12 protein-coding genes are annotated in these 18,296 nt (G+C 64.7%); 5 read left to right on the plus strand and 7 right to left on the minus strand.

All coding sequences use genetic code 11. The features are described from left to right. Positions 1-2: 2 nt before the first annotated feature. Positions 3-1,865: an acetyl-CoA hydrolase/transferase C-terminal domain-containing protein gene (locus ABIA96_RS00585; protein ID WP_354135071.1), complete on the minus strand. Its 1,863-nt coding sequence runs from the start codon at positions 1,863-1,865 to the stop codon at positions 3-5. A 219-nt stretch (positions 1,866-2,084) separates the two neighbouring features. Between ABIA96_RS00585 and ABIA96_RS00590 the strand changes: the two genes are divergently transcribed. Genes ABIA96_RS00590 through ABIA96_RS00600 form a run of 3 tightly spaced genes read left to right on the plus strand, consistent with a single transcriptional unit; the run spans position 2,085 to position 5,050 of the window. Continuing rightward, entirely contained in the window at positions 2,085-3,515 is a 1,431-nt protein-coding gene (locus ABIA96_RS00590; protein WP_354135072.1) for a TolC family outer membrane protein, read from the plus strand. A gap of 24 nt (positions 3,516-3,539) precedes the next feature. Next, a complete protein-coding gene (locus tag ABIA96_RS00595) occupies positions 3,540-4,097 on the plus strand; it encodes a P-loop NTPase family protein (RefSeq protein WP_354135073.1) in 558 nt (185 codons plus the stop codon). A 41-nt stretch (positions 4,098-4,138) separates the two neighbouring features. Then, on the plus strand, positions 4,139-5,050 hold the full coding sequence (locus ABIA96_RS00600; RefSeq protein ID WP_354135074.1) for an amidohydrolase family protein: 912 nt from the start codon (positions 4,139-4,141) through the stop codon (positions 5,048-5,050). A 71-nt stretch (positions 5,051-5,121) separates the two neighbouring features. On the opposite strand, the gene ABIA96_RS00605 is transcribed toward ABIA96_RS00600, so the two are convergent. The 3 genes from ABIA96_RS00605 to ABIA96_RS00615 all read right to left on the minus strand — a co-directional run bounded on the left by ABIA96_RS00605 (position 5,122) and on the right by ABIA96_RS00615 (position 11,104). Further along, positions 5,122-8,238: an efflux RND transporter permease subunit gene (locus ABIA96_RS00605; protein WP_354135075.1), complete on the minus strand. Its 3,117-nt coding sequence runs from the start codon at positions 8,236-8,238 to the stop codon at positions 5,122-5,124. Positions 8,239-8,269: 31 nt separating this feature from the next. Beyond that, positions 8,270-9,514, minus strand: a complete 1,245-nt coding sequence (locus tag ABIA96_RS00610) for an efflux RND transporter periplasmic adaptor subunit (RefSeq protein ID WP_354135076.1) — start codon at positions 9,512-9,514, stop codon at positions 8,270-8,272. A 162-nt stretch (positions 9,515-9,676) separates the two neighbouring features. Beyond that, entirely contained in the window at positions 9,677-11,104 is a 1,428-nt protein-coding gene (locus ABIA96_RS00615; protein ID WP_354135077.1) for a CoA transferase, read from the minus strand. Positions 11,105-11,161: 57 nt separating this feature from the next. Between ABIA96_RS00615 and ABIA96_RS00620 the strand changes: the two genes are divergently transcribed. Both ABIA96_RS00620 and ABIA96_RS00625 read left to right on the plus strand, forming a co-directional pair. Further along, the gene (locus ABIA96_RS00620; protein ID WP_354135078.1) at positions 11,162-11,449 is read left to right on the plus strand and encodes a hypothetical protein; all 288 of its coding nucleotides are present in this window, start codon (positions 11,162-11,164) and stop codon (positions 11,447-11,449) included. A gap of 181 nt (positions 11,450-11,630) precedes the next feature. Further along, positions 11,631-12,401: an SDR family NAD(P)-dependent oxidoreductase gene (locus ABIA96_RS00625; protein WP_354135079.1), complete on the plus strand. Its 771-nt coding sequence runs from the start codon at positions 11,631-11,633 to the stop codon at positions 12,399-12,401. Positions 12,402-12,579: 178 nt separating this feature from the next. On the opposite strand, the gene ABIA96_RS00630 is transcribed toward ABIA96_RS00625, so the two are convergent. Genes ABIA96_RS00630 through ABIA96_RS00640 form a run of 3 tightly spaced genes read right to left on the minus strand, consistent with a single transcriptional unit; the run spans position 12,580 to position 18,249 of the window. Then, the gene (locus tag ABIA96_RS00630) at positions 12,580-15,960 is read right to left on the minus strand and encodes an error-prone DNA polymerase (protein ID WP_354135080.1); all 3,381 of its coding nucleotides are present in this window, start codon (positions 15,958-15,960) and stop codon (positions 12,580-12,582) included. After that, on the minus strand, positions 15,957-17,549 hold the full coding sequence (locus ABIA96_RS00635; RefSeq protein WP_354135081.1) for a Y-family DNA polymerase: 1,593 nt from the start codon (positions 17,547-17,549) through the stop codon (positions 15,957-15,959). The genes ABIA96_RS00630 and ABIA96_RS00635 overlap by 4 nt, the downstream gene beginning before the upstream one ends. After that, the gene (locus ABIA96_RS00640; RefSeq protein ID WP_354135082.1) at positions 17,446-18,249 is read right to left on the minus strand and encodes an ImuA family protein; all 804 of its coding nucleotides are present in this window, start codon (positions 18,247-18,249) and stop codon (positions 17,446-17,448) included. The genes ABIA96_RS00635 and ABIA96_RS00640 overlap by 104 nt, the downstream gene beginning before the upstream one ends. Positions 18,250-18,296: the final 47 nt, after the last annotated feature.

Consider the following 18,296-nt stretch of genomic DNA (forward strand, 5'->3'; position numbering starts at 1 on the left):
GACTACGCAGCGCGGCTCTGCACCAGGGCCGCGCTGACGAGCGCGCGATAGAAACGCTCCGGCCAGGTTTTGGGGCGATCGAGGCCGAGGCGCGCCAGACACGCCTCGTCGGCCGTATCGGATTTTCGCAACAATCCCTGCCACAGCAGACCCGCCAGCGCGCGCGGCGAATGTTGCGCGCCCTGCAGGATCTCGAGCGCCGGGATGAGGCGCTGTTCCACTTCGGTGAAATCGCAACCGAACGGGAAAGACGGCAGAAGCCCGGCATCGCGTGCGGGCTTGAGCGCTGCCGCGATCCGCTCGGGGTGGTTTTCGCGGTGAGCTGCCGGGATCTGATAGTCCCGCGGCAGCTTTCCGGCGTCCTTCGCCACGCGCGCCAACTCGTCCTGAAAGCGCGAGTCGGCGATCTCGAGCATTGCGGCGATCACATCGGCATCCGACTTTCCCTTGAGATCAGCAATACCGTATTCGGTGACGAAGACGTCGCGCAGATGGCGCGGGATGGTTTCGTGTGCGTAGCGCCAGAGGATATTGGATTTCAGCGCACCGCCGGCCTGCCGCGTGGCTTCGAGCGTCAGGACCGATCGCGCGCCATGAAGCGCGAAGGCCTGCGCCACGAAATTGTACTGCCCGCCGACGCCACTGACGACCTGGCCGTCGTCGAGGCCGTCCGACACGGTCGCACCCAGCAGCGTCGCCATCATCGTGTTGTTGATGAAGCGTGCATCGACGCGGTCGCGACGCTTCTGATCCTCGTCGCCATAGAGTTCGTTGGTGAATGACACCGGCATCATGCGGATGCGCGCGATCTGGTCCGGCGGCATCTCGCGCAGCGCGCGATAGAAGGATTTGGGACCGAGAAAGAAGGCGCCGTGCAGCACCACGCCGTCCACGGCGCGCTTGAGGATGCCGGCGTCGATCAGGCCGATGAAGGCCTCGGTGACCATCTCGCTGACGCCATAGAGGCCGGCCTCGAAGGCGCCGGCTTCGTGCGCAACGGCCGGTCGCGCCGGGGTCAGCCGCGTGACGACATCATGAAACGCTGCACTGTCGCGGTGGCGCAGGATCAGCCCCTGTGCGAGGGCGTCCCCGATCTGCCCGATGCCGATCTGAAGCGTGCCGCCATCGCGCACCAGGGACGCCGCGTTCAGGCCGATGGCGTATTTGGTATCGGAGATGGGCTCCGACGGCGGCGCAAACAGGGGAAAGTCGGTCGCCCTGCTGTCCAGCACGGCGCTGAACTCGTCGGCTGGAAGATCGCCAGGACCCGGCATGAACGGCAGCTCGGAATTCACCTGCGCGACCAGCTTGAACGACGCGCGTCCGGCGCGGCGCTCGCGCAGCACGTCCAGCGTCGTGTCGGTGTTGCAGGACAGGCTGTAGCGCGGCACGCCGTCGACCACGCGCTTGGCCACGAGTTGCGTTACCACGTTCATCCCGCGCGCCAGCAGATAGCCTGCGGCATGGGTGTAATTGGCCGAGATGTAATTCTGCTGCGCGGCCGGCACGTGCAGCCAGCGCCCGGCAAGAAAGAAGAATTCGACGACGTTGACGTTGGGCGGCAGCCGCTTTTCGCGCAACGCATCGGCGTAGGCCAGGTCGGGGTACCCTCCGAACAGGCGGTCGATCACGGGCGTGATGAACCGGCGTTCGATCAAGGCCTTCGGCCGCGGCTTCTCCAATGTCAGCGCCGACAGCAATGTCAGCTTGATGTCAGGATCGGCGCAGGCCCGCGCATAGAGGGCGTTGACCAAATGATTGGCCTTGCCGAGGCCGAGCGGCAGACCGATCACCAGATCTGTTCCGACGTCGCGAATGATCTCCTCCGCGAGCGCATCGGGATCGGAGAAGAATTTCGGCTTCATCCGTAGAGTCCGGACCACATTACAGACACCTGACGGATTGAAACCGCCAAAGGCTCCTATAGCGCATTCGGGGCAAGATTCGTGTGTGACGCACCTGCAACAAGCACGGATTTCATGGGGGTTTCCTCCGCGGCAGTTTGCCTGCGGGACTGGCGCTGGGTAAACAGTTAAGAGAGCCGCCGTCGGCGGGGGCGGACAGCCGGGGTTTTGCGGGATTACATGATTGGGCGTGCCGCCAGAGCTGGTCGCGTGATGACGCGGCGTCGATCGGGCGTGGGTCCTGTCCTGGCGGCATGGACCACGCTGGCGCTCTGTTGCGCCCTGCCTACCGCGGCCTATGCGGAGGCCCTGCCGGAGGCGCTGGTCAAGGCCTACCAGACCAACCCGCAACTCAATGCCGAGCGCGCGCGGCAACGCGCCACCGACGAGAACGTGCCACAGGCCCTCGCCGGCTACCGGCCGCAGATCGTGGCGAGCCTCAGCGCCGGATTACAGGCGGTGCGCAACCTGCTTCCGGACAACACCATCCAGACCGCGACGCTGAAGCCGTGGACCATCGGGGTCACGGTGTCGCAGACCCTGTTCAACGGCTTCCGCACCGCCAACAGCGTGCGGGTCGCGGAACTCCAGGTTCAGTCCGGCCGCGAGGCGCTGCGCAATGTCGGCCAAGGCGTGCTGCTTGACGCCGTCACCGCCTACACCAACGTGCTGGCGAACCAGTCGCTGGTCGAGGCCCAACGCTCCAACGTCGCCTTCCTGCGCGAGACGCTCTCCATCACCCAGCGCCGCCTCAACGCCGGCGACGTCACCCCGACCGACAGCGCCCAGGCCGAGGCGCGCCTCAGTCGCGGCCTCGCCGATCTCAACGCCGCCGAAGTCGCGCTCGCCGTGAGCCAGGCGACTTATTCGCAAGTGATCGGCAACGCACCCTCCGCGCTTCGCCCCGCCGAGGTCGTCGATCGCTATCTGCCGAAGAGCCGCGAGGACTCGATCGCGATGTCGATCCGCGAGCATCCGGCGGTGATGGCTGCGGGCTTCGACGTCGACGTCGCCTCGACCAATATCCGCGTTGCCGAAGGCGCGCTGCTGCCGAGCGCCAGTCTCCAGGGCAGCGTCAGCCGCAGCCGCGACAACGACCAGACGCTCGGCACCTTCGCCACCGACCAGGCCTCGATCGTCGCCAATGTCACGGCGCCGATCTATGACGGCGGCCAGGCCGCCTCGCAGACCCGACAGGCCAAGGAAGTCACAGCGCAGAGCCGGCTGGTGCTCGACCAGGTGCGCAACCAGGCACGCACGGCAGCGACCAGCGCCTGGGTCACCAATGAAGGCGCCAAGATCGCGGTCTCGGCCTCGGAGTCCGAGGTGAAGGCCGCGACCGTGGCGCTCCAGGGCGTGCAGCGCGAGGCCGCCGGCGGACAGCGCACCACGGTGGACGTGCTGAATTCGCAGGCAGATCTGATCCAGGCCAAGGCTCGCCTGATCGGCGCGCTGCGCGACCGCGTCATCGCCTCCTACACCCTGCTCAGCGCCGTCGGTCATCTCGACGTCAAGACCCTGAGCCTGAACACGCCGGACTATCTGCCGGAAGTGCACTACCATCAGGTCCGCGACGCCTGGCACGGCCTGCGCACGCCGTCGGGGCAGTAACTTCAAACCTTCCGGCCGACATCGATGAAGAGCCGCCGTATCCATCTGATGGGAGCTTCGGGCTCCGGCGTGACGACGCTCGGCCGCGCGCTTGCGGACCGGCTGGCGCTGCCGCATCACGATAGCGACGACTATTTCTGGCTGCCGACGGCGCCGCCCTACCAGACGACGCGCCCCGCCGCAGATCGGCTGCGCCTCATGCGCGAGATGTTCCTGCCGCGGCTCGATTGGGTGTTGAGCGGAACCGCGACCGGCTGGGGCGACGAACTCGTCGCGTATTTCGACCTCGTCGTCTTCGTGGTCACGCCGCGCGAATTACGATTGAAGCGCCTGCGTGCCCGCGAGGCCGCGCATTTTGGTGCTGATGCCGTCGCACAGGGCGGCTGGCGTCATGAGGAGACCGAGACCTTCATCGCATGGGCCGCGCATTACGAGGCCGGCGATCGCGACGGCCGCAGCCTCGCAACGCATGAAGCGTGGGTTGCCGGCTTGCCCTGCCCGACCGTGCGCGTCGACGGCGCGCGGCCGCTTGCGGAGTTGGTCGACCAGCTATGCACCGACGTGGCAGGACTGCACAGCTGATGTGATATCGTGCGCGCCCCTTCCCCGCCGCCGGAGTAGCCATGACCGACAAAATTTACGCGCGCGCAGCGCAGCCCGCAACGCCGATCAATTTCGACGTTCCGGCGCATGCCTGCGACTGTCACACCCATATCCATGGTGACGTCGAAAAATTTCCGTTCTTCGCGGGGCGCGTCTATACGCCTGGACCCGCGAGCCCCGAGGAAATGGCGGCGCTGCACAAGGCGCTGCACATCGAGCGCGTGGTCATCGTCACCCCGAGCGTCTATGGCACCGACAACTCTTCCAGCAGTTTCGGGATGAAGGCGCGCGGCGCGACCGCGCGCGGAGTGGCGGTGATCGACGATAGAACCACGGAAGCCCAGCTCGACGCGATGCACGCGGACGGTTTTCGCGGCATCCGCATCAATCTTGCAACCGACGGCGTCAATAATCCCGATGTCGGCCGTGCCCGCTTCACGGCCGCCATCGAACGCATGAAGGCGCGGGGCTGGCATGTGCAGCTCTACACCACACTGTCGATGATCTCGGCCATTAGGGATCTCGTGCTGGCCTCACCTGTGCCTGCGGTATTCGACCACTTTGGTGGGCTCGAGGCCTCGCTCGGACTCGAGCAGCCCGGCTTTGCCGACCTCATCGCGCTCGTCAAATCCGGCAAGGCCTATGTGAAGATCTCCGGCGCCTATCGGTCGTCAAACCTGGCGCCCGATTATCAGGACATGGCGCCCTATGCGCGTGCGCTGATCGCGGCGAACGCGGACCGCATCGTCTGGGGCACCGACTGGCCACATCCGGATTCTGCGCAAGTCGAGGGCCGCAAGACCACCGACCTCGCACCGTTCCACCAGATCGACGACGGCCGCCTGCTCAACCAGCTTCCGGCGTGGGCGCCGGATGCGGATGTACGCAAGAAAATCCTGGTCGATAATCCCGCGCGACTCTACGGCTTCTGAGTTGCACCAGATCTGTGCATTCATCACGATACTGCTGCGGATCGCGCAACGAGCGTTGAGTTAGCCGAGCGTCAGCGCGCGCGGCGCGAGAAGAAGGAGATCAGCACCGGCAGGGTCACCAGGATCACGATCGGCGCCAGCATCATGCCGGTGACGACGACGACCGCGAGCGGCTTCTGCACCTGCGAGCCGATACCTCCGGACAGCGCGGCCGGCAGCAGGCCGACGCCGGCGACCACGCAGGTCATCAGCACCGGACGAAGCTGCAATTCGCCGGTGCGTATCACTGCGCTGACGCGGTCCATACCTTCATCGATGAGCTGGTTGAACTGCGAGAGGATGATGATGCCGTCCATCACGGCGATACCGAACAGCGCGATGAATCCGATCGCCGCCGAGACGCTGAACGCTGTGCCGGTGATGAGCAGACCGAGCACGCCGCCGAAGATCGCCATCGGGATCACGCTCATGGCCAGCAGGGTATCGGTCATTGAACCGAAATTGAACCAGAGCAGGACGGCGATCAGCGCCAGCGAGATCGGCACGACGATCGACAGCCGCCGGATCGCGTCCTGGAGATTGCCGAACTCGCCGACCCATTCCATGTGCGAACCGGGTGGCAACTGCACCTGGTCGGCGATCTTCTGCTGGGCCTCGCGGATGGCGCTGCCGAGATCGCGCTCACGCACCGAGAATTTGATCGGCAGATAACGTTCCTGCTGCTCGCGATAAATGTAGGCCGCGCCGGACACGAGGCTGATCGTGGCGACTTCGCTCAGAGGAATCTGGGTCACGGAGCCATTCGGCCCGGGCGCACCGATCCGTATGTTCTGGATCGCCTCGGCGCTGCGGCGGTACTCCGGCGCAAGGCGAACGATGATCGGGAAGTGGCGATCGGAGCCCGGCTCGTAGATATCGCCCGCGGTGTCGCCGCCAATCGCGACCTTGATGGTGGCGTTGATGTCGCCGGGGGCGAGCCCGTAGCGCGCGGCCTTGGCGCGGTCGATGTCGATCTGCACGGTCGGCTGCCCCAGCGAGGTGAAGACCGCGAGGTCAGTGACACCCTGCACGGTCGACAGCACCGACTTGATCTTGTTGGCGGTGTCGGTCAGCGCCTGCAGATCGCTGCCGAACAGCTTGATCGAGTTCTCGCCCTTCACGCCGGAGACGGCTTCGGAGACGTTGTCCTGGAGATACTGCGAGAAATTGAACTCGACGCCGGGGAAGCGATCGTCGAGCTGCTTGAGCAGCTCCGCAGTCAGCACCTCCTTGTCATGCGTGCCGGGCCACTCGCTCGCAGGCTTCAGCGGCGCGAAGAATTCGGCGTTGAAGAAGCCGGCGGCGTCGGTGCCGTCGTCGGGGCGGCCGTGCTGCGACACCACGGACTCGACTTCGGGCCGGGCACGGATCAACTTGCGCATCTCGTTGACGTAGGAGTTGCCTTCCTGCAGCGAGATGGTCGGCGGCAGCGTGGCGCGGATCCAGAGATTGCCCTCTTCGAGCTTGGGCAGGAATTCGAGGCCGAGCAGCCGGCTGAGCGCGACCGTCATCAGGACCAGGCCGATCGCGCCGCCCAGCATGATGGCGCGGTTGGCGACGGCCCAGTTCAGCAGCGGCATGTAGAGCCGGTGCAGAATCTGCATTACTCTGGTCTCGGTCTCCTCGACATGCGCGGGCAGGATGATCGCGGACAGCGCGGGCGTAACGGTGAAGGTCGCAAGCAGGCCGCCGGCGAGCGCGTAGGCATAGGTGCGCGCCATCGGCCCGAAGATGTTGCCCTCGACGCCGGATAGCGTGAACAGCGGCAGGAAGGCCGCGATGATGATCGCGGCGGCAAAGAAGATCGAGCGCGACACGTCGGCCGCGGCGCTGAGGATGGCATGGCTCTTCATGCCGAACAGCGTCTCGGCCGACATCTGTTCGGATTCCGTCGGCGGCGTGGTTTGCGTCAGGCGGCGGAAGATCGCCTCGACCATGATCACGGTGGCATCCACGATCAGGCCGAAATCGATGGCTCCGACCGACAACAGGTTCGCCGACTCCCCGCGCAGCACCAGGATGATCACGGCGAAGAACAGCGCGAACGGAATGGTGGCACCGACGATCAGCGCGCTGCGGAGATCGCCGAGGAAGATCCACTGCAACAGCACGATCAACAGGATGCCGACCACCATGTTGTGCAGCACGGTGTGGGTGGTGAGGTCGATCAGGTCCTTGCGGTCGTAAATGCGCTCGATGCGCACACCCGGTGGCAGGATCGTGGAGCCGTTGATCTGGGCGACGAGCTGCTCGACGCGGTTGATGGTCGGGGTGCTCTGCTCACCGCGGCGCATCAGCACGATGCCCTGCACGATGTCGTCGGCATCGTCGAGGCCGGCGATGCCGAGACGCGGCTTCTGTCCGACGGTGACGGTGGCGACGTCCTTCACCAGCACCGGATTGCCGTTGGTCTGCGCGACCATGGTGTTGGCGAGGTCGTCGATCGACCGGATCAGACCGACGCCGCGGACCACGGCCGATTGCTGGCCGATATTGACGGTGTTGCCGCCGACATTGACGTTGGAATTGCTGACCGCCTGGAGCAGCTGCGGCAGCGTCAGACCGTTGGCGACCAGCTTGTTGTTGTCGACCTGAAGCTCATAGGTCTTGCTCTTGCCGCCCCACCCGGTGACGTCGATCACGCCGGGCACTGAGCGGAAGCGGCGCTGGAGGATCCAATCCTGGATGGTCTTGAGGTCGAGCACGCTGTAGTTCGGCGGGCCGACCAGGCGATAGCGGAAGATTTCGCCGATCGGGCTCAGGGGCGAGATCTGCGGCTGCACATTGCCCGGCAGCGGCGCGAGCTGCGCCAGACGGTTCAGGACCTGCTGCAACGCCTCTTCATAGGTGTAGGCGAAGGAGAACTGGAGTTTGACGTCGGAGAGGCCGTAGAGCGAGATGGTGCGGATGGTCGTCAGGTTCTTCAGGCCCGCGACCTGGGTCTCGATCGGGATCGTGATGTAGCGCTCGATCTCTTCCGCCGACAGGCCCGGGCTCTGGGTGACGATGTCGACCATCGGCGGGGTCGGGTCGGGATAGGCCTCGATGTTGAGCTGGTTGAACGCAATCAGGCCGCCGATGAGTACGGCGACGAACATGCCGACCATCAGGAAACGCCGGTTGACGGCAAGGGCGACGAGACGATCCATTCAGGTTTTTCGCAGCTTCTTGGGTCGTCGATCAGCTACCGGACGCCGCGCGGTCGATAAACAGACTGCCTTTGACGACGATCTGTTCGCCGGGCTTCAGGTTGCTGGTCACCTCGACGAGGTTGCCATTGATGAGGCCGATCTTGATCTGGCGGAGCTCAACCGACTTGTCCTCGCGCGCGACCCAGATGCGGACCTGGTTGCCTTCGTAGATCAGCGCCTGCTTCGGCACCGCCGGTGCCGCACGGTCGCCGGCCGAATAGATCGTGACGTTGGCGAACATCTCCGGCTTGAGCAGGCCGTCCTTGTTGTCGATGGTGGCGCGGACCAGCAGGCGGCGGGTGCTGGGATCGATCGCGGCGGCGACGTAGTTGATCTTGGCGGTCAGCGGACGGCCCGGCAGCGCCATCACATTGACAGAGATGTCCTGCCCGACGCTGACTTGAGCGGCGTCGCTCTCCCGCACGAAGGCGGTGAGCCAGACCGTGGAGAGATCACCGATCACGAAGACCGGATCGCTGGCGCCGGAATTGACATACTGACCGGGGCCGATCTTGCGCTGCACGACCGTGCCCGAGATCGGCGCATAGATCGTGATCTCCGGATTGATGGTGCCTTTGTTCTGGAACGCCTTGATCGTCTCGTCGGTAAAACCGAGGATGCGCAGTTTGTTGTTTGCGGCCTCCAGCGCCGTCACCGAGGAACGCATGTCGTTCTGCGCCTGGACCTGGGTGGCTTCCGCCTGCTGATAGTCCTTGAGCGGAATGGCGCGGCCTTCGTAGAGATCCTTGGCGCGCCGGTACTGGATGTCCGCAAGCTCGAGCGCCGACTTTGCCTTGTTCTGCGACGTCATCGCCGCAATGAAATCATTCTGGGCCTGCACGGTGTCGGCGGCCTCGATCGTGAACAGCGGTTGACCTTGGGTCACGCTCTCGCCCGGCTTGGCGAGCAGCTTGGTCACGCGGCCAGCATAGGGCGAGAACACCGGCGTCGAGCGGTCCTCATCGACCGCGACCTTGCCTTCGGTGACGTACTCGGCGCGGAAGCTTTTGGCATTGACCGGCTGGATCGTCAGCGTCGCCCATTCGGACGGTGTCGGCGTGAAATTCTGGGCGTTCCTGCGCGACTGACTGGAGACTTCGGAGTGCTTCTTGTCCTTGGCGCCCGCAAACAGGAAGCCGTAGGCGCCAGCCCCAACAAGCGCCAGTAAAACTACGGATGTGATCACCCGTCGTTTTGTAAGCGCCTGCAATCGCTTGGTATTCTCAACTACCATGGGGCCCGGTCGTGTCTGCGACGATCTCGGCAGACCACTGCCTCATCGGTCGCGCTAATAGTGCCGAATTGCGATTTCAAACAACCTAAAAAACGCTGGTCGTCTTTCGGTTTGCGTTAAAATTTTGCGACATGTCAGCTTCACGTCAGCTTCGGCACCGCGTCAGCTTCGTGCAGGCCATTGCGGCGGATGGCTCCCGAGCGGCATCGCCGGACGGCTCCATCGCGCCGGCGTTCGCGACAGCACCGCCGAATGGCGCACCGCCGTCAACGTGCCGAAGCCAGATGACACGGTGTCCATGAACGCAGCATGTACGGCCTCGCCCGTAAGACCCGGGGTGTTGAGACCGCCTTCGAGCCGGCCGAGATTCCACAGCCAGCGCCCGGTCTGTGCCAGCGACACACGCACGTGCCAGCTGCCACCTTCACGGACCTGGCGCGCCTTGGCCATCATCGCGCCGAACGCCATCAGATAGCCGGTGGCGTGATCGAGCATCTGCGCCGGCAATTCCTTGGGACCGTCGATGCCAGCGGCCTTGCCTTCCGCATCGTTGAAGCCGGTCGTGGTCTGCACCAGCGAATCGAAACCGCGCCGCTCGGCCCATGGGCCGGCATGGCCATAGGCCGACAGGGTGACGTAGACGATGCCGGGATTGATCTCTGCGGCCTGCTCCGGCGAGAAGCCGAGGGCGGCGAGCGCGCGCGGACGATAGCCTTGCGAGAAGATGTCGGCGTCTTTCAGCAGTTCGCGCATCTGCGCTTGGCCCGCTTCGCTCTTCAGTTCGATGAAGGTGGTGAGCTTGCCGCGGCCGGTGTCGATGGTGAGCCAGGGAATGGCCGGCAGCTCCGGCCCCGAGACCAGCAGCACATCCGCGCCGTGCGCGGCGAGCGTGCGGCCGGCGACGGGACCGGCGATGACGCGGGAGAGATCGAGCACGCGAAGACCCGAGAGCGGACGATCGCCGTTCGACAATCCTTGGGGCCACGGCTTTCTAGTCCAAGGCTTGGGCGGAGCGTCGCCGATCTTCTCGATCGAGATCAGCGGCAGCTCCGCGAGCGCGCGCCCCTGCGGCAGCGCCGACCATTCGTCGTAAGAACGCATCAGCGCGACGACGCCGCCGGCGGCATAGGCCGCGGTCTCGAAATCCGCGCCCTTCCATTGCATCAGCGCGGCCTGCACCTGCTCGCGCTCGGGCACGCAGCCGAGTACCTTGCAGACGGCATCGCGGTGATGCCTAAAATTGGTGTGGCAACGGACGAAGCGATTGTCGCCGGTCTTGTAGACGCCGGCGATAGCGTCCCAGGCCGGTGGCGGCGGCTTGTCGTCAAGGCGCAGATAACGCTCCGAGCGGCATTCGGCGACGGCGTGGCGCATGTCGACCGTCACGTCCTGCGCCTCACCGCCGCGCAGCCTCCATATCTCGGCGGCCGCAAGGCCTGCTGCGGCGATTGTCGCCTGCCCGGCGACGGCAACGCGGAACGAGGATGGGATCTGCGGCTCCTCGCCGGTCAGCCGTATGCGTTCGAGCGCGGCCACATCGCCGCCGGCGGAGGTCCAGATAGCCTTGAGGATGTCAGCGGGGCTTTGCATGGCCTCTTCTCTCCCTTAGTTTTTTGATGACCATCCATTAGCACATAAAGGAATGTAATGGCCGCCATCGATCCCCTCACCGCCGGCGCCGTCTTCATCGCAACAGCGGCCACCGACGCGGTCTACGTCATGTTTACTTCGGCCGTGATCGCACGCAAACGCGTGCCGGCGGCGAACTGGAGTGCAATCTGGTACCTGCTCTCCTCCTACGCCGTGATCAGCTACACCGAGAACGCTTTCTATGTCGCTTTCGCGGCGATGGGCTCCTGGGTCGGCGCCTACGCATCGCTGACCTTCCTGCACCGCCCGCCCGGTGGCCCGCCGGTGGGGGCCGCGCCGGAGTGAGGGGGCTCGCCCCTCTCTCGACGCCGTCATTGCGAGCGTAGCGAAGCAATCCAGAATCTTTCCGCGGCGGCAGTCTGGATTGCTTCGTCGCAAGAGCTCCTCGCAATGACGATGTGGAGGCTTCTGCGCATCTTCTGAAACAGCTACACTACCCGCGACCAACAACAAGGAAAACAAAACAATGGATCTCGGTCTCAAAGGAAAAAACGCCATCGTGCTCGGTGGCACCCGCGGCATCGGGCGGGCGATTGCGGCGACGCTGGCCGGTGAAGGCGGCAATGTCGCGGTGTGCGCGCGCAATGCGGAGCAGGTCGCGGCCACCGTTGCTGAATTGAAGGCGAGCGGCATCCGCGCCACCGGCGGCACGGTTGACGTCACCGACGGCGCGGCACTGAAGGCGTGGGTCGAGGGCGCGGCAAAGGAGCTCGGCGGCATCGACCTGCTGTTCGCCAATGCAGGCGCCATGGCGCAAGGTCACGATCCCGCATCATGGGAACAGAATTTCCGGCTCGACCTGCTCGGCGCCGTGCATGCGTTCGACGCCGCGCGGCCATTCCTCGAAGCCAGCGGCGAGAAAAGCGGCGATGCCGCCTTTGTCATCATCTCCTCGATCTCTGCGGCGCAGGCCGATGTCGCGAGCTCTTACGGCCCGATCAAGGCGGCACTGATCCACATGGCCAAGGGACTGGCGCGGCAATACGCAAAGAAGAAGATCCGCGTAAATGTCGTGTCGCCCGGCACCGTCTATTTCAAGGGCGGCGTCTGGAACATGATCGAGCAAAACATGCCCGAGCGTTACAACGACGCGATGAAGCGCAATCCGACGGGGCGCATGGCGACGCCACAGGAGATCGCGAGCGCCGCGGTGTTTCTGGCGAGTCCAGCGTCGTCGTTTACGACCGGCGCCAATCTGATCGTGGATGGTGCGATCTCGAACCGGGTGAATTTTTGAGGCGCGCGCGAGCGCTCACCCCGTCATCCTGAGGTGCGAGTGGCGCGATGCTCAGCATCGCGCCGGGAGCCTCGAAGGATGCACGGCCCCGATGCAGCTGGGCCGTCGCCCTTCGAGGGCCGCTGAAGAAGCGGCCACCTCAGGGTGACGGTGAGAGAGCAGCATCCCGCGCCACATCTCAGTGAAAATCCCGCGACGGCGGCAGGATGCGGACGTTGCGGGGGTGGCGGATTTTTTGCGCGGGCATATCCGCGTGGTCGCGGCGGTCGTCGTTGAGCGGCTCGATCACGGTGGCGCCTGCCGGGACCGGATGCTTGCGGCTCAGCGCATCATTGGCGAGGCCGACCAGATCGTGCGAGCGGTCGATCATGCGCTGCGCGATCAGATGCGTCACCTTCTCTGGGCTGCTCTGGATATAGCCCTCGACCAGGATGAGGCGCGCGCCCATCACCTCTTTCCGGTACTGCTCCATGACCTTGGGCCACACCACGACATTGGCGATGCCGGTTTCGTCTTCCAGCGTCATGAACACCACGCCGCTGGCACTGCCAGGCCGCTGCCGCACCAGTACAACGCCGGCGCAGCGGACGCGGCGCCGCTCGTTCTCATGACTGATCTCCTTGCAGGCGACGATCCGCTCGCGCGAAAACGTCTCGCGCAAAAATTCCATCGGGTGGCCTTTGAGTGACAGCCGGATGGTCTGGTAGTCGGCGACGACCTGCTCGGGACGCGGCATCACGGGCAATGGCTTGGCCTGTTCGTCCGGCTGCTCGCGCGCGCTGGCCGCTTCGAACAGCGGCAGCACCACATCGTCGGGCAGCCGCCGCACCTGCCACAGCGCCTCGCGGCGATCGAGCCCGAGCGAACGGAACGCGTCGGCATCCGCCAGCAGGATCAGCGCGCGCTTGGGCAGGCCGGTGTCGCGGGCGAAGTCCTCGAGCGAGGTGAATCGCTGACGGTCGCGGGCCTTGATGATGCGGTCGGCCCAGTCTTCCTGCGCGACATATGTCTTACCCTGTCGCTCCGCTTGCTGCTTTTTGAGGAACTCCTCATCGGGATCGAGCCAATGGAAGCCGTCGATCTGGCGAAATCCGAGGCGTACGGCGCAATATTTCTTGTCGGTGTTCTCCAGCGTGTTCTGCGCAAAACTGTTGGACACATCAATCTCGCGCACATCGACGTCATTCTTGCGGGCATCGCCGACGATCTGCGCCGGCGCGTAAAAGCCCATCGGCTGCGAGTTTAGGAGGCCGCAGCAAAAGGCGTCGGGGTGATGATATTTCAGCCATGACGAGATATAGACGAGCTGCGCAAAGCTCGCGGCGTGGCTCTCAGGGAAACCATAGGAGCCAAAGCCCTTGATCTGATCGAAGCAGCTTCTGGCGAAGTTCGCATCATAGCCGCGTGCGACCATGTTGCCGATCAGCTTCTCCTCGTATTGGCCGATGGTGCCGACATTGCGGAAGGTCGCCATCGAGCGGCGCAGGCCGTTGGCTTCTTCGGAGGTGAATTTCGCCGCCTCGATGGCGATACGCATCGCCTGTTCCTGGAACAGAGGCACGCCCTTCGTCTTGTGCAGCACCTTGTAGAGCTCATCCGCAGGACCATGCTCCGGCGATGGCGAGGGGTAGGTCACCTTCTCCAAACCGTTCCGCCGGCGCAGATACGGATGCACCATGTCGCCCTGGATCGGACCCGGGCGCACGATCGCGACCTCGATGACAAGATCGTAGAAGGTCCGCGGCTTCAAGCGCGGTAGCATGTTCATCTGCGCACGGCTCTCGACCTGGAACACACCGAGCGACTCGCCATCACACAGCATGTCGTAAACCTTGGAATCGTCCTGCGGGACGCTTGCCAGAACCCAGCGCTCGCCCTTGTGCGCGTCGATCAAATCAAAGCACTTGCGGATGCAGGTCAGCATGCCCAGCGCCAGCACGTCGACCTTCATCATGTTGAGCGCGTCGACGTCGTCCTTGTCCCATTCGATGAAGGTGCGGTCGTCCATCGCGGCATTGCCGATCGGCACATAGGTGTCGAGCCGGTCCTGCGTCAGCACATAGCCTCCGACATGCTGGGAGAGATGGCGCGGGAATTCGATCAGCTCGGTCGCGAGTTCGACCGCGAGATTGATCATGGGATTTTGGGGATCGAGCCCGGCCTGCCTGACCTGCATGTCGTTGAGGCCCTTGCCCCAGCTGCCCCAGACGGTGTCGGCGAGCGCGGCAGTGACGTCCTCGGTCAGGCCCAGCGCCTTGCCGACATCGCGGATGGCGCTGCGCGGGCGGTAATGGATGACGGTGGCGATGATCGCGGCGCGATGGCGGCCATAGCGGCGATAGACATATTGCATCACCTCCTCGCGCCGCGAATGCTCAAAATCGACGTCGATATCCGGCGGCTCCAACCGCTCCTTGGAGATGAAGCGCTCGAACAGCAGATCAACGTTGGTCGGATCGACCGAGGTGATGCCGAGCACGTAGCAGACGGCTGAGTTGGCCGCCGATCCCCGCCCCTGACACAAAATGTTCTGGTCGCGCGCATAGTGCACGATGTCGTGCACAGTAAGAAAGTAATGCGCGTATTTCAGCTCGGCGATCAGAGCGAGCTCCTTATGCAGAGTAGCGCGCAGCTTCGCGTCGATTTTTTCAATACCGCCGAAATATTTGTCGACGCCCGCCCAGGTCAGATCCTCCAGATGCCCCTGCGCGGTCTTGCCCGGCGGCACCGGCTCGTCCGGATATTGGTATTTGAGCTGGTCGAGCGTGAAGTCGATCTTGTCGGCAAAGCGCATGGTCTCCGCGATCGCCTCGGGGAAATCGCGGAACAGCCGCGACATCTCGCGTGGCGTCTTCAGAAAGCGTTCGGCATTGGCTTCCAGCTTGCGCCCGACCGCCTCGATCGTGGTCTTTTCCCGGATGCAGGTCAGCACGTCCTGAAGCGGCCGGCGGCCGGGGTCGTGATAGAGCACCTCGTTGGTCGCAAGCAGCGGCACTTTTGCTTTGGCGGCGAGATCGTCGAGCCGCGCCAGGCGGCGGCGGTCGTCGCCGCGATAGATCAGGCTCGCGGCCAGCCATACGCCCTCGGCGCGGCTCTCTCCGAGTTTTGCAAGAATATCCATCGCCTCCGCCGGCTCAAAACGATGCGGCAACGTCAGGATCAGGAGCTGGCCTTCCGAAAATTCCAGAAGATCGGCGAAGGTGAGATGGCATTCGCCCTTCTCGATTCGCGTGATGTCGTCGCCGCGTTTGCCACGGGTCAGAAGCTGGCACAGCCGGCCATAGGCGGCCCGGTCGCGCGGATAGACGAAAATGTCGGGCGTGCCGTCGATGAAGACGATACGCGCACCAATCAGCAGTTTTGGCTTGTGCAGCACCTTGTCATTGTCGAGCTCGTTCCACGCCCGCACCACGCCGGCGAGCGTGTTGTGATCAGCAATGCCGATCACGGGAATGCCGAGCTTGCTGGCCTGATGCACATAGGAGCGCGGATCCGAGCCGCCGCGCAGGAAGGAGAAATTCGTGGTGATGCCGATCTCGGCATAAGCTGATGTGTTCATGCGAAGAGGCCGTGCACATACCAGTTGGGCGGAGCGGGCTTGCCGGCGGCGTCGAACACCTCCCCCTCGTAAAGACCGTCGCGAAAGATCCAGAAGCGCAAACCCTCGGCATCCTCGATCCGGAAATAATCCCGCGTCAGCTGCTTGCCGTCCTGCCGCCACCATTCCATGGCGATGCGCTCGGGTCCTTCCACCCGCACCACCGCATGTTTTGCGCGCCGCCAGGTGAACTGATGCGGCGGGCCGTCCGGCACGGTTGCGAAGGGCACAGTGACCGGCTCCGGCTTGTCGAACAGCCGCAGGGGACGCAGCGGCGGCTCGCTCTCGGCACGTGCCGGCCATTCGGCCTGCATGGCGGCAGCGAGATGATGTTGAGCAGATGCGGCCAGCACCGCATGCTCGGGAATATGCGTATCCTGCGGCAAGTGCACGACGACGCGTTTTCCGCCGATCCGCGCAGCAATGCGGTCGATCAGCGCGGTGAGCTCGTCATTGTCGTGGACATGCGCGTCGAGATCGCGCTGCTCCTGCACCACGATTTCGGTGCGGCTCGCCGACAGCCGCACCATGTCGAAGCCGAAACCGGGATCGAGGGGATCGGCGAGTGCATCGAGGCGCTCGCGAAACAACCGGTCGATAACTTTGCTTTGCGTGACCGGTCGCCCGGTCTCGACCATGATCGCGCGCACAACGCCGTCGGTGCGGAAGAACGCGGCTTCCAGCCGGCGCGCACCCTTGCCCTGCTTTTCCATGGACGCGATCAGCGTATCGGCCAGCCGGGACAGCGTCATCGCGATCATGGTGTCGGTGGCGATCGGTTCGGCAAAACGCTTTTCGACGATGTAGTCAGGCAGCGGCTTGCGCGGACTGATCGGCGCATCGCCCCGCCCCAGCGCATGCGCGAGCAGGGTCGAGAACTGCGCGCCGAACCGCGCCGTGATTTCACTCGGCGCGCGCGAGGCGACATCGCCGATGGTCTTCAGCCCGGCGCGGCGCAGGCCGGTGGTGATGGCCTCGCCTGCACCGAGCGCGGATACGGGAAACCGGTCGATCGCTGCCGCCTCCCCGCCATCGGCGACGATGGTGCCCGTGGTCTGCCGCGTCAGCGTGCGCGCGCAGACCGAGGTGCCGGCAATCGCCGCGCTGACGGCAAAGCCCTGACGCGCCAGCGACCGGACCAGCGTCCGCAACAATGCAGCTTCGCCACCGAACAGATGCGCGCAGCCGGAGATGTCGAGGAACAAGCCGTGCGGCGCATCGAGCGCCACCAGCGGCGTGAAGCGGTCGCACCAGTCGGCGATGTCGCTCAGCGTCTTCGCATCGGCCACGGCATCGGCATCGAACACTTTCAAGTTCGGACAGATCGCCCGCGCATTCGCCAGCGGCTGACCGATGTACAGGCCGAGCCGCTCGGCGGCCTCGTCCAGCGCATGGATCACCAGCGTATTGTTGTCCTTGACGACAACGATGCTCGGATCATTGGTGTTACCCAGCCCGGCGCTGTTGAAGAACCGCTGAATCCGGTCGATAGGCAGGCGCGGCAGCCACAGGCTGAGGATACGCCGACGGCTCACTGAACTGGCACTCATCACACTTCCATTCCATGATCCACCGGCCGCACGGGCCATGACGATTGCGCAACAGCTCGACATCGAAGCGCGGCGCGCCCCAGGCACTCCAAGGCGCCGCAGGCATTGAAGCTGATCCCGGCGGCGAATGCGCCGCACGCAGCATCCATCGTGTTTCCGCAGTCGAGGGCAGCGGCTGCGCCGCCATCCGTAGCAGTAAGCCAGTGACGCCGGACGATTGGGCAGCCAGCGTCAGCTTGCGGCTCGCGACGAGATCGAACTGTCTCGTCTCGCCCCAGAGTTCGAGCACGACGGCGCCGAGCGCATCGCAGGCGAGCGCATCGGCCGAGGTGCGTAGCGCGCTCTCGACATCGGCGGCACGCACCATCACCACCCGGCGCGGATCGAGGCCGATCTCGGCGAGCCCGCTCATCGACAGCGCGCCGGTTTCAAGTTCCGAGAAATCCTGCCGTACCCACAGCAGCGGCCGGCGCACCGTCACACGGCCCGCAAGCCCGGTGACAAAGCCCGTCGCAGCCGCGCCCTGAGACCCGGCGCAAAACACCTCGTGGATCGCCGCGCGCGCGAGCCCGCCCTTCAAGGCACGGTCGACCTCGCCGTGGCCGAGCGCAACGCGGTCGCGTTGATGCACGACCTCCGCCGTCTCGATCCGTTCGATCTGGCTGCGCAAGGTCGCAAGCGCGCTCATGCGTGCGCTCATGCTCGCCGCTCCTTCAGAGGTGATTGCCGGTGGCTCTCAAAAAAGAG

Source organism: Bradyrhizobium sp. LB11.1 (assembly GCF_040549385.1).
Taxonomy (GTDB): Bacteria; Pseudomonadota; Alphaproteobacteria; order Rhizobiales; family Xanthobacteraceae; genus Bradyrhizobium.